The sequence below is a fragment of the Methylobacterium nonmethylotrophicum genome (assembly GCF_004745635.1).
GTDB lineage: Bacteria > Pseudomonadota > Alphaproteobacteria > Rhizobiales > Beijerinckiaceae > Methylobacterium > Methylobacterium nonmethylotrophicum.
Genome location: NZ_SRLB01000039.1, coordinates 1 through 12441 on the forward strand (window position 1 = coordinate 1; position 12441 = coordinate 12441).

At 66.4% G+C, this 12441-nt stretch carries 9 protein-coding genes and 1 tRNA gene; 4 read left to right on the top strand and 6 right to left on the bottom strand.

Going from position 1 to position 12441, the window contains the following annotated elements; translation table 11 throughout:
* The first annotated feature begins 1116 nt into the window (after positions 1 to 1116).
* Positions 1117 to 2343: a hypothetical protein gene (locus EU555_RS30980; RefSeq protein WP_135419189.1), complete on the top strand. Its 1227-nt coding sequence runs from the start codon at positions 1117 to 1119 to the stop codon at positions 2341 to 2343.
* 393 nt (positions 2344 to 2736) lie between these two features.
* On the opposite strand, the gene EU555_RS30985 is transcribed toward EU555_RS30980, so the two are convergent.
* Positions 2737 to 2812, bottom strand: a tRNA-Lys gene (locus EU555_RS30985).
* 225 nt (positions 2813 to 3037) lie between these two features.
* Here EU555_RS30985 and EU555_RS30990 point away from each other — a divergent pair.
* The gene (locus EU555_RS30990) at positions 3038 to 4018 is read left to right on the top strand and encodes a hypothetical protein (protein ID WP_135419190.1); all 981 of its coding nucleotides are present in this window, start codon (positions 3038 to 3040) and stop codon (positions 4016 to 4018) included.
* A gap of 4 nt (positions 4019 to 4022) precedes the next feature.
* Here EU555_RS30990 and tgt read toward each other — a convergent pair whose 3' ends face one another.
* Entirely contained in the window at positions 4023 to 5156 is a 1134-nt protein-coding gene (gene tgt / locus EU555_RS30995; RefSeq protein WP_135419191.1) for a tRNA guanosine(34) transglycosylase Tgt, read from the bottom strand.
* A complete protein-coding gene (gene queA, locus EU555_RS31000) occupies positions 5153 to 6241 on the bottom strand; it encodes a tRNA preQ1(34) S-adenosylmethionine ribosyltransferase-isomerase QueA (RefSeq protein ID WP_135419192.1) in 1089 nt (362 codons plus the stop codon). Before queA ends, tgt begins: the two co-directional genes overlap by 4 nt.
* A gap of 180 nt (positions 6242 to 6421) precedes the next feature.
* Between queA and EU555_RS31005 the strand changes: the two genes are divergently transcribed.
* Both EU555_RS31005 and EU555_RS31010 read left to right on the top strand, forming a co-directional pair.
* The gene (locus tag EU555_RS31005) at positions 6422 to 6628 is read left to right on the top strand and encodes a hypothetical protein (protein WP_135419193.1); all 207 of its coding nucleotides are present in this window, start codon (positions 6422 to 6424) and stop codon (positions 6626 to 6628) included.
* Between the two features lie 163 nt (positions 6629 to 6791).
* A complete protein-coding gene (locus EU555_RS31010) occupies positions 6792 to 7679 on the top strand; it encodes a cation diffusion facilitator family transporter (RefSeq protein ID WP_135419194.1) in 888 nt (295 codons plus the stop codon).
* A gap of 98 nt (positions 7680 to 7777) precedes the next feature.
* On the opposite strand, the gene EU555_RS31015 is transcribed toward EU555_RS31010, so the two are convergent.
* The 3 genes from EU555_RS31015 to glgB form a co-directional block, all read right to left on the bottom strand.
* On the bottom strand, positions 7778 to 8989 hold the full coding sequence (locus EU555_RS31015) for a pyridoxal phosphate-dependent aminotransferase (RefSeq protein WP_135419195.1): 1212 nt from the start codon (positions 8987 to 8989) through the stop codon (positions 7778 to 7780).
* An 80-nt stretch (positions 8990 to 9069) separates the two neighbouring features.
* On the bottom strand, positions 9070 to 9840 hold the full coding sequence (locus tag EU555_RS31020; protein ID WP_167858721.1) for an FkbM family methyltransferase: 771 nt from the start codon (positions 9838 to 9840) through the stop codon (positions 9070 to 9072).
* Positions 9841 to 10139: 299 nt separating this feature from the next.
* Positions 10140 to 12293: a 1,4-alpha-glucan branching protein GlgB gene (glgB, locus tag EU555_RS31025; RefSeq protein ID WP_245524581.1), complete on the bottom strand. Its 2154-nt coding sequence runs from the start codon at positions 12291 to 12293 to the stop codon at positions 10140 to 10142.
* Between the last annotated feature and the right edge of the window lie 148 nt (positions 12294 to 12441).

The following is a 12441-nucleotide window of genomic DNA, read 5'->3' on the forward strand; positions in this document are numbered from 1 at the left end:
GCCGGCCAAGCTACCCGTGGTGGAAAGGCCCACGGTCCACTAACATTCCACTCGGGCCACCTCGTGGGGGCTGATCAATCTGACGCCAGTGACTGTATCCAGAGCAAAGCACTACAGGCACAAGGCGGCCGTCACCGAGCGCTTACGCTTCGTCGAACGACACAATGATCACCTCCTCACCCCGGCGCGATGGGATGCAGCCAGCGGCCGGTGCCCAAGCGGACATGAAAGTCGGTCCCCGTTCATAGCGGGCACGCGACCTCGCACGAGGCGCAGGAGCATATCGGCGCTGGCGGGCGGCCAGTTCCTGCCGCCAGGCGAACGCCGGCCGCGCCACTAAGCACGAGGCCGGAGATGGTGCTGCGGGATGGCTGCGGGGCAGTGCCATCGTCGCGTCCGGACCGCACCGACGACCCGTCGGCCTTGCCAGGGACGATCCGCCAGGATGCGGACATGGCGCGCATGGGATCGAGTCGAGGGATCCCCGCACTCCGGGTGGCGGCTGAACGGGGAGCGGTGCGGATGATCATCTGGTCAGGCGCGAGGTCGACCTGATCGACGACGAGACCGGCCGGGATGAGGGGCAGCAGGCGTTTGCACCCAGGCAGGGCCATCATCTCGTCGGTCAACCGGGGTTCGCTCAGGGTCGGGGTTGATCATTGCAGCTCCAATCCCTCAGACAGTCGCCGACGACCATCCGTCCGGTACGTCACCCACGGCGACAAGATCAAGTGACAACAAAACGGCCTATTGCGCAACGAATGGATTTCTGATTCCTTGGTTGCCCCAGGGGATTCGGATCTAGCAGAGATCTCCACCCCTCTCGCGACATCAAAAAGGTAAGCATAATGCATTATCATGTCAAATATCTTCAGTGTCGCTGCTTTTTAAACCGTCACTTATTGTATTTAAATGTAATTGCCTGGCAATAATCGATCAATCAAGATATATATTTGAGCAATTATTATGCAGTGCGGTATGTAATGACAAAATAACGAATGAATGTGCAACTCCTAAATGATTAATTTACTAATATCGTTAGGTAATATTAGAAAAATACTCGGAAATAAATTAGCATAGATTTCATCCTGTAAATGTAAACATATGGAGGATGAGGTGAATATTTTGTTTTATGTAGAGCCAGTTTCATTTCAGGATAATCATTTATTTTTTAGTCCAATCATGAATATTATTCGCTGCATAATCAATGCTAATCAGTTCGATAATATAAAATTTGGAATCGCTACAAACGAAAGTCTTTTCCGGGAGTATAACCGATGGTTATCATACGGTGGACAAATATCAACCTATCGAAAATTAGTAAATGAAGTTGATATACTTGAGCAATTTAATTTCGACTTTAATCTCTATGCAAAAAATCTGTTCTTTGGCGGAGAGCCTGTTTATACCGTCGACAAGATATTTCAAGACATCGAGAGAGAGTTTGCGCCTGATGTAATTGTATGCTTCACGCAAAATTCGACACTCGAGAAATTCTCTAATGATAAGCTTGTATTATTTTGCGAGCGGGGGCCGTTGCCAAGATGGAACGGGAAAGATAATTTTTACTTCGAGCACAATAGTCATCAGGTGCGCTCGATCCTCAATCGGCGAATTTCTGACATTATCAACTACGATAGTAAGTATACATCCAATATATTAGAGTTATTTGGGATGTACAATCATCGCATGCCACAAAAGAGCGACGCATCTGCATATTTTAAAGAATGGATAGACAGAAAGAGGCAGGGAAAAAACGTTGCCTTGATAGCAAACCAGCCGCACAATAGCATTATTGTTTCCGGCGCCGCCGGAGGGGCTTCCACAACGTCGTTCATGATGCGGACCCTCCATAAATTGCCGTCAGATTGGATTGCGGTTGCTACGTACCATCCTGATATGGGCAGGTGTTCGGAGCTTGATTCGCGATTGAGTTCCGATTTTTCAAATATTTTTACAATTCCGGACGAGCTCAAGCAGTTTAGTTCGGAGGCGTTCTTAGAGTGCGTTGACGCAGTTATTACTATAGGTTCGAAAGTTGCGCTGTCCGCAGCTTTAACTGGCAAAAGGGTCGTCTCGGAAAAGGGAACCATGTTTTCTGGCATCTCCGGTCAAGACGTAATTCACCTTGACACGATAAAGCCGTTCTCTGACAATGAAGCCGGAAACATACTAAAGTTTTTGTCAAATCGCTATGTGATTTCTTATGAGGATTTGTTCGAGAAGAGCGGATATTTTGTATCACACATCGAAAACATGAAAAAACATGGAGATATTGATGATTTTTTCCTGGATAGATCAAATTGGAATCTTTCTTGTCTTAAAAAGATGTATGGCGAGTGAGCAACAAGTTCGAACCAGAAGCTCAATCATGTTAAACAAGAGCGCTTTCACTCGAGCGGCTGATCGACGATGATTCGTGTATCTGACTTGGGCATGGGCCGATCGTGATGATGATCGAACCTGGACGTGAGCCCGAGGAGCTGCTGCATGTCCCACCCGAGATGGCGGGCCTGAGTTCCGACGCGGCCGACGAACGCCGTGCAGCGCTCGAGCGTTTCGCTGCGTGACGATCGGGACAGTAGAGGCCGATACCGTCCGCCGGACCGACCGGAAGACCGGGCCGGGGCGGGGTCGTCCGCGTGGCATTCGGAGACGGGCCGGCCGATCGCGGAACCACCGGTCGGACCGGGCCAGCGGCCAGATCGGATAAGGCCTTGCCATTCTTGTTGGTTCTGGTGAGCGCGCTGGGACTCGAACCCAGGACCTACAGATTAAAAGTCCGTTGCTCTACCAGCTGAGCTACGCGCCCGCTCCTGGGGATGACGGCACGGCGCTGGTAGGCCGGCCCTGTCCTGTTCGGAGCAGTCGCGGACATAGGGGGTTGACGCGGCCGGGTCAACCGGGAGACCAGGGCGGCCCACAGCCGCGCGGCCCGATGTCGACCGATTCTGCAACACCTGCCGCGTCCGGCCGAGGCTCCGGCCCTGACCCCTGGCGCCGCTTCGCCGGTCTCCTCCTCGGCGCGGCGGCGGTCGTGGGCCTTCTGGTTCTCGCCTTCGTGGCCGCGCTGGACCCTTACGGATTGCGGGCCGCGCCGGGTCGGGCGCCGGGGCCGATCATGGATCTGAACCAGCGGTTCATGTACCCGCAGGTGGTGCGCGGCGGGGCTTACGACTCCGCGGTGTTCGGCACCTCGACCGCCCGCCTCCTCGACCCGGACGCCCTCGGTCGGGCCTTCGGCGGGCATTTCGCCAATCTGGCGATGAACGCGGCGACACCCTGGGAGCAGATGCAGCTCGCCCGCCTCTTTCTCACGCGGGCACCGGCCAAGTCCGTGCTGTTCGGGATTGATGGACCATGGTGCGAGGCCGACGCCGACGTGAGGCGGCTCACCTTCCGGGCCTTCCCACCCTGGCTCTACGAGGCGACGCCCGGCACGATCGCCTTCCTCCATCAGTGGAACCTGCAGAGCGTGCAGGTCGCTGGCCGGGTGCTGCTCCATCGTCTCGGGCGGATGCCGGTGCGGATCCGCCAGGACGGCTACGAGATCTTCACGCCGCCGGACTCGCGCTACGACGCCGCCCGCGCGGCGGCGCATATCCACGGCGACGCGCCCGTCCCGGAGGGAGCGCCCGAGGCGGATCCCGCCACGCCGGCGCTCGCCTGGCTCGACGCGCTCCTCGGCCTCGTGCCCGCCGATGGCCTGAAGCTCGTCGCCTTCATGCCGGTGAACGTCGCGGCACAGCCGCGGCCGGGCAGCCCCGCCGCGGCACGGGAAGCGGCCTGCAAGGCGCGGGTGGCGGCGATCGCCCGCCGGCACGGCGCCACGCTGGTCGATTTCCGCATTCCCTCGGCGGTGACGCGGGACGACACCAACTACTGGGATGCCCTGCATTACCGCCTGCCGATCGCCGGCCGGGTGGTGGCCGCCCTGAGGCGGGCGGTGGACGAGGGCCGCGACGACCCGGACGGGTTCTACCGGGTGCTCGCCGCGCCGCGTCGGCCGGAGCGTTGATCCGTCACGCCGCCCGGTCGCGCTCCGCCTTCTCCCAGCCCTCGCGGGTCTCGCCGATGAAGTCGGATAAGCGCCCGGCCGCGATGGCGCGGCGCAGGCCCGCCATGAGATCCTGGTAGTAGGACAGGTTGTTCCACGTCAGCAGCATCATGCCCAGGATCTCGCCGGCGCGGACGAGGTGGTGCAGGTAGGCCTTGGTGTAAAGATTCGCCGCCGGGCAGGTCGATTCCGGGTCGAGCGGGGCGTTGTCCTCGGCGAAGCGCGCGTTGCGCAGGTTGAGGCGGCCGTGGCGGGTATAGACCATGCCGTGGCGGCCGGCCCGGGTCGGCATCACGCAGTCGAACATGTCGATGCCGCGGCTTACCGCCTGCACGATGTCGTCGGGCGTGCCGACCCCCATCAGGTAGCGCGGCTTCTCCGTCGGCAGGTGCGGCTCGACGGTCTCGATCATCGCCAGCATCGTCGCCTGCGGCTCGCCGACCGCAAGCCCACCGATGGCGTAGCCCTTGAGGTCGAGCTCGACCAGCGCCTTCGCGCTCTCGACCCGCAGGCCCGGGATGTCTCCGCCCTGGACGATGCCGAACATCGCCCGTCCGGGCTGGTCGCCGAAGGCGATGCGGCAGCGCTCGGCCCAGCGGAGCGACAGACGCATCGCGCTCTCGATCGCCGATTCGGGGGCGGGCAGGCGCACGCACTCGTCGAGCTGCATCTGGATGTCGGCGCCGAGCAGGCCCTGGATCGCGATCGAGCGCTCGGGGCTGAGGAGATGCGTCGAGCCGTCGAGATGCGACTGGAACCGCACGCCCGTCTCGTCGAGCTTGCGCAGGCCCGCCAGCGACATGACCTGGAAGCCGCCGGAATCGGTCAGGATCGGGTAGGGCCACTGCATCATCGCGTGCAGCCCGCCGAGCCGTGCCACCCGCTCCGCGCCGGGGCGCAGCATCAGGTGGTAGGTGTTGCCCAGCACCACGTCGGCGCCGAGTGCCTTCACCTGCTCGGGATACATCGCCTTGACTGTGCCGGCGGTGCCCACCGGCATGAAGGCCGGGGTGCGGATGACACCCCGCGGCATCCGGATCTCGCCGGTGCGGGCGGACCCGTCGGTCGCCGCGACCGTGAAGCTGAACTGGTCGGTCATCGCGTCTCCGCCCGGAAGAGCAGGCTGGCATCGCCGTAGGAGTAGAACCGGTAGCCCCGCGCGATCGCCGCCGCGTAGGCCGCCCGCATCGGCTCCAGGCCGGCGAAGGCCGATACCAGCATGAACAGCGTCGAGCGCGGCAGGTGGAAGTTGGTCATCAGCACGTCGACCGTGCGGAAGCGGTAGCCCGGGGTGATGAAGATGTCGGTGGCCCCGGTCCAGGGCCGGATCGTGCCGTCGGGATCGGCCGCGCTCTCGAGGAGCCGCAACGCCGTGGTGCCGACGGCGACGATGCGTCCGCCATTGGCCCGTGCCCGGTTCAGGGCCTCGGCGGCCTCCGGCGCGATCTCGCCGACCTCGGCGTGCATGCGGTGCCCGTCGGTGTCGTCGGCCTTCACCGGCAGGAAGGTGCCGGCGCCGACATGGAGCGTCACCCGCACTTGCGCCAGGCCGGCGGCGGCGCAGGCCCGCAGAAGCTCGGGCGTGAAGTGCAGGCCGGCGGTCGGCGCCGCCACGGCGCCGGGCTCGCGGGCATAGACGGTCTGGTAGTCGGCCGCGTCCTGCGCGTCGGTCGGGCGCTTGGCGGCGATGTAGGGGGGCAGCGGCAGTTCGCCCAAGGCCGCCACCGCCTCGTCGAGGGCGGGCCCCGCGAGATCGAAGGCGAAGGTCGTCTCGCCCCCCTCCCCGCGCGCCACGACCGTGGCGTCGAGGCGGGTGAGCGCGCACGTGCCGCCCTCGCCGGCCTGGCCGAAGCTGACCCGGTCGCCGACCCGCAGGCGCTTGGCCGGGCGCGCGAAGGCGCGCCAGCGATCCGGGCTTTCCCGGAGGTGAAGCATCGACTCGATCCGCACCGCGCCGCCCTCGGGGCGGTGGCGCAGGCCGTGCAGGCGGGCCGGGATCACCCGGGTGTCGTTGAACACCAGCACGTCGCCGGGCCGCAGCAGGCCCGGCAGCTCGCGTACGATGCGGTCCTCGGGCGGTGAGCCGGGGTGGAGCAGCATCAGGCGGCTTGCATCCCGCGGCACCGCGGGCCGGAGCGCGATGCGGTCCTCCGGCAGGTCGAAATCGAACAGGTCCACGCGCATGGGCGCCCTTCAGCCAGGAATCCGCCGCCGGATCAATGGGGCATGGCATCAGGCGGGCATGGTCGAGGGGCCAGGATCGAGAGGGCATGATCGAGAGGGCATGATCGAGAGGGCATGGCGCGCCGCGCCCCGGCGCCCCATCTGGTGCGGCGTCTTACGATCGTCGCGGAGTCCCCCGTCATGGCCAGCCATCCGACCCTCGATGCCGAGCTCGTCGTCTGGTGGGAATGCGAGGCCGAGCGGCTCGAGACGCTCGCAGCCTCGGCCCGTTTCGGATTCATGCAGCGCCGCTACGCCAGCAAGGCGGCGGCAGCCCGGGCGCGGGCCCAGGTGAGCCGCCTGCGCGAGCAGGCGAGGGGCACGACCGCCCGGCCCGCCACCACCTGATCCGACCGAGATCTTCCCCAACGGAATAGCCCGCACCCGACCTCTTAGCCCGGGCTATGACCTGTGCCGTGGCCTTCCGCGGCGCGCCGCCTTAAGGGGGCGGCGCAGCGCCGCGGCTGCGGCTCCTCGCGCGCGGCACGACCTCGTCTCTCGGAAGACCGTCATGGAACGTGCGCAAGCCGCCGCCCTCGCCAGCGCCGGGCTCGGGCTCCTGGTGCTCGGGCTCAAGTTCGGCGCCTGGTGGATCACCGGCAGCCTCGCGCTCTATTCCGACGCGCTCGAGAGCATCATCAACGTGGTGGCGGCGATGACGGCCTTCGTCGCCCTGCGGGTCGCCGCCCAGCCCGCCGACCAGGAGCATCCCTACGGCCACCACAAGGCCGAGTATTTCTCGGCGGTGATCGAGGGGGCGCTGATCATCGTGGCCGCCGTGATGATCCTGCGCGACGCCTACGGCGCCCTCCAGGACCTGAAGCCCATCGATGCGCCGCTGGTCGGCGTCGCCGTGAACGGCGTCGCCACCGTGATCAACCTGGTCTGGGGCGTGATGCTGATGCGGCGCGGCCGGGACTGGCGCTCGCCGGCCCTGGTGGCCGACGGCAAGCACGTGCTCGCCGACGTGGTCACCTCGGGCGGCGTGCTCCTCGGCCTCGGCCTCGCCACCCTCACCGGCTGGCTGGTGCTCGATCCGGTGATCGCCGTCCTGGTCGCGCTCAACATCCTGTGGTCGGGCTGGGGCATGGTGCGGGATTCGGTCAACGGCCTGATGGACCAGGCCGCCCCGGCCGAGATGGTGGCGCAGATCCGCCGGCTGATCTCCGAGCACGGCGCGGGCGCGCTGGAGGCCCACGACGTGCGCACCCGCCACGCGGGCCAGGCCACCTTCATCGACTTCCACCTCGTCGTGCCGGGCGAGATGACGGTGGCCGAGTCCCACGCCATCTGCGACCGGCTCGAATCCGCCATCGAGGGGGCGGTGGAGGGCGCCGTCGTGGCGATCCACGTCGAGCCGGCCGAGGAGGCCAAGCAGCGCGGGCTGCCGGTGATCTGAGCTGACTGGCGCTGACAGGCCAACGCTTCGTCCGCTGAGGTTTCTGTTTTGCCGCAGGTCTTTATCGCAAGATCGGCGGCCACTTCTGCGAAACCTGCTTAGCGGCCCGGGGTCAGCACCGGCACCATCCGGCGCATCGCCTCGGTGAGATCGGCGGCGGAGCGGGCGAAGCACAGCCGCAGGAAACCCTCGCCGCCGGGGCCGAAGGCCGAACCGGGGGCGAGGCCGACATTCGCCTCGTCGACGAGGCGCTTGGCGAGCCGCCGGTCGTCCGGCTCGGCCGGCACCCGCGGAAAGGCGTAGAAGGCGCCGGGCGGGGCCGGCAGCTCGACGCCCGGTACGGCGCCGAGCGCGCCGCTGACGATGTCGCGGCCGGCGCGGGCCTGCGCGACCTGCTCGGCCACGAGTGCCTCGCCGTCCCGGATCGCCGTGACGGCGGCGTGCTGCAGGAAGGTGGCGACGCCGGACGTGCCGTAGAGCACGAGGCCGTCGACGATCCGGCCGATCGATTCCGGTCCTTCGAGCCAGCCGACCCGCCAGCCGGTCATCGCCCAGTTCTTGGAGAAGGTCTGGACGAACAGCACCCGGTCGCGGTCCTCGGGCTGCCACACGTCTCGGATCGAGGGCGCCCGGCCCAAGGCCTCGTGCGCCGGATCGAAGCAGAACCGGCCGTAGATCTCGTCGGCGATGATCCAGAGCCGGTGCCGCCGGGCGATGGCCAGCACCGCCTCGAGGTCGGCCCGGGTCGCGACCCAGCCGGTCGGGTTCGCCGGGGTGTTGAGCACGATCGCCCGGGTGCGGGGCGTGATCGCGGCGGCGATCCGCGCGATGTCGAGGCTCCAGCCGGCGTTCGCGTCGAACTGCATCGGGACCGGGACGGGCCGCGCGCCCTGCATCGCGACCGCGCCGAAGAAGTTCGACCAGGTCGGGGTCGGCAGCACCACCTCGTCGCCGGGCTCGGCACTGAGGCGGATCGCCGTGTGGAAGGCATGCATGCCGCCGACCGTCACGAAGAAGCGCTCGGGGCCGACCGGATCGCCGTAGAGCCGCGAGACGTACTCCGCCAGGGCCTCGCGCAGAGCCGGGATGCCGAGCATGCGGGTGTAGAAGGTGGCGCCGTCGCGAAGGGCCCTTTGCGCCGCCTCGGCGATGAAGGCCGGCGTCGGCCGGTCGCCCTCCCCGACCCAGAGCGGGATCAGGCCCGGCCGGTCGAAGCCGTAGGCCACGAGTTCGCCGATGCCGCTCGGCAGCACCCCGGCCGCCTCGCGGCTCACCGGCGGCATCGTGTCGGGCAGGGGCGTGACGGTCATGCTGTGAGTCTCACCGGACGGGACGGGAGGCCCAGGCATCGCAAGCGGGGCGCTGCGGCGCAAGCCGGAGCGCGAGCACGTCAGATCCGCGTCGCGATGAAGAACCAGCGCGTGCCTTCGAGCGAGCCGGTCTCGCTCAGGGGGAGGAACGGCCCCTCGTCCGAGCGGCAGAAATGGCGCTTGAACCGGTCGGCCGGGAAGTAGCCGAGCAGCGTGTCGACCGAACCGCCGAACTTCTCCAGTCCGGCCCCGCCATGGACCTCGACGAACCAGTTCGGGATCCGGTCCCGCGACGCGCCGGCGCCCTCCAGCACGGCACACTCGAAGCCCTCGACGTCGACGTAGACGATGTCCGGCGTGCCGAAATCCTGAACCAGGCTGTCGATCGAGCGGCAGGTCACCCGGATCTTGCCATGGGTGCCGGCGCCGCCGTCGACCTGGCCGTTCAGGCTCTCGTTGAATTCGAGCGTGCCGTCCTGGCTCGCCGCGGCCGCATGCAGGATCGTCAGGTTGCGGGCGCCGTTGAGGGCGACGTTCTCGTTCGCGACGCGCGCGTTGTGCGGATTGGCCTCCAGGGCCACGACCCGGCCGGTCGGCCCGACATGGGTGGCGAGTTGCAGGGCGACGACGCCCTGGTGGGCGCCGAGGTCGAAGACCACGGCGCCGTCCTTCAGCGCCCCGCTCTCCTTGAAGAACGTGATCTCGGCGAGGCTGCCCGAATCGTGATCGTACCATTCCTCAGCGACCGGATCGCAGAGGCTGACCGTGAGGGCGATCCCGCCGAAGCGATGCGTCACCACCCGCCGCTCGAAGGTCTTGAGCGAGCGTTCCAACTTGGCTCGCCGCGCCATGGACTGCATCCATGGCGGCATCAACTGCTTGGACAACGCCGTCAGCATGGGATGAACGTCCCTTTCCCGATCGCCATGTCGTGCATAGCAGACCGGGACCGGGGGGCCGAAGCGACTTCCAGTTTCTCGGTTAAGCGCTTCTGGCCGAAGATGCTGCGATGATGTCGACGTCCGTCAACATCTCGGTGAGGTGTGTATTTTTTTGGTGAGCGCGGCGTTTGGCAAGAGAGGTGCCGGATCCCCTCTCCCGCGTGGGAGAGGGGATCCGGCATCACAATCTTGATTGTCTTCTCACGTCGTCACCCCTGCCGCACCAGGATCAGGGTGGCGAGCGGCGGCAGCGACAGGGTCAGGGAGTGGTCCTGCCCGTGCGAGGCGTCCGCCACCGCGTCGACCCCGCCGTAATTGCCGACATTGCTGCCGCCATAGCCCTCGGCATCCGAGTTGAACGCCTCGCGGTAGTGCCCGCCCATCGGTACGCCGATGCGGTAGCCGTGACGCACCACGGGGGTGAAGTTCGACACGACGATCGCGATTTCGCCCGGCTCGCGGCCCTTGCGGGCCCAGGCGATGACGTTGTTCTCGGCATCGTCCGCCACCAGCCACTGGAAGCCGGCGGCCTCCGTGTCGCGCGCGTACAAGGCGGGCGTCGAGACGTAGAGGTGGTTGAGGTCGCGCACCAGCGCCTTGAGGCCAGCATGGAACGGATCCTCAAGCAGGTGCCAGTCGAGGCTCTGGTTGTGGTTCCACTCCCGCTCCTGGCCGAACTCGCCGCCCATGAACAGCAGCTTCTTGCCGGGATGCCCCCACATGAAGCCGAAATAGGCGCGCAGGTTCGCGAATTTCTGCCAGCGGTCGCCCGGCATCTTGCCGAGCAGCGAGCCTTTGCCGTGCACCACCTCGTCGTGGGACAGGGGCAGGATGAAGTTCTCCGAGAAGGCGTAGAGCAGCCCGAAGGTCAGGTCGTGGTGGTGGTAGCGCCGGTGGATCGGCTCCTTCGAGATGAAGCGCAGGGTGTCGTGCATCCACCCCATGTTCCACTTGAAGCCGAAGCCGAGGCCGCCGGTATAGGTCGGGTGCGAGACGCCCGGCCAGGAGGTCGATTCCTCCGCCACCGTCATCGTGCCGGGGGCATGGCTGTAGGTCGCCTCGTTGGTCTTGCGCAGGAAGTTGATCGCGTCGAGGTTCTCGTTGCCGCCGTACTGGTTCGGGATCCACTCGCCGGCCCGGCGCGAGTAATCCAGATAGAGCATGGACGCCACCGCATCGACCCTGAGGCCGTCGAGGTGGTAGTGCTCGAGCCAGAAGCGGGCGTTGGAGGCCAGGAAGGCCGAGACCTCGGTGCGCCCGAAATTGTAGATGTAGGTGCCCCAGTCCTGGTGGAAGCCCTGGCGCGGGTCGGCGTGCTCGTAGAGGTGGGTGCCGTCGAACTGGCCGAGGCCGTGGGCGTCGAGGGGGAAGTGGCCCGGCACCCAGTCGAGCAGGATGCCGATGCCGGCCTCGTGCGCGGCGTTGACGAACTCCGAAAAGTCTTCCGGCGAGCCGAAGCGGCTGGTCGGCGCGTAGAGCGAGACCGGCTGGTAGCCCCAGGACCCGTCGAACGGGTGCTCGGTGATCGGCAGGAGCTCGATATGGGTGAAGCCCATCTCCTTGGCGTAGGGAATCAGGCGCGCGGCGAGCTCGCGATAGGTGAGGTAGCGGTTGCCCTCCTCCGGCACCCTGGCCCAGGAGCCGAGATGGACCTCGTAGATCGAGATCGGGCCGTGGCGGTGGTCGAGGGCGTTGCGGCTCTGCATCCAGGCCTGGTCGCGCCAGGCCGGCGACGGCAGGCCCTCGAGGCGCGAGGCGGTCTCGGGCGGCTGCTGCGCCGCGAAGGCGACCGGATCGGCCTTGAGCGGCAGGAGCGCGCCGTCGGGGCCCCGGATCTCGAACTTGTAGTGGCCGCCCTTCTTCAACTCGGGGATGAACAGCTCCCAGACGCCGCCATCCTGCCACAGCCGCATCGGGTGGCGCCGGCCGTCCCAGTCGTTGAAGTCGCCGACCACGGAGACGCGGCGCGCGTTGGGGGCCCAGACCGCGAAGCGGAAGCCCGGCGTGCCGCCGATCTCGACCGCCTGCGCACCCAGCACCCGGTGCACGGCGTCGTTGCCGACGTCGCGCAGGAGTCCGATCTCCTGTTGCGTCAGGGTGGCGCCGTACTCGTAGGGGTCGCGCCGGGTGCGCTCGGTGTTGTCCCAGCCCTCAACCGCGATGCGGTAGTCGGGCCGCTGCGGGTGGGCGAAGGTCGCGACGAAGAAGCCGGCCGGGTGGCGCCGCTCCATCGGCACGCGGGTGTCGTCGATCACCACCGTGGCGGCGCGGGCCTCGGGCAGCACCGCGCGCACCTCCCACTGCCCCTCGCCGGTCTCGTGGGGGCCGAGCACCGAGAACGGGTCGCCGTGCTCGGCCCGCATGATCGCCTCGACGGCGTCGGGATGGACCGCGTAGGCGCGACCCGGCACCGGCGGCCGGGCGGGCCGGTTCGGCACGGGGCCCGAGACGCGGGGCGAGGCCGCGGCCTGCATGGCGGCGACCCGCAGGGAGACCGGCTTGCCGGGCTTG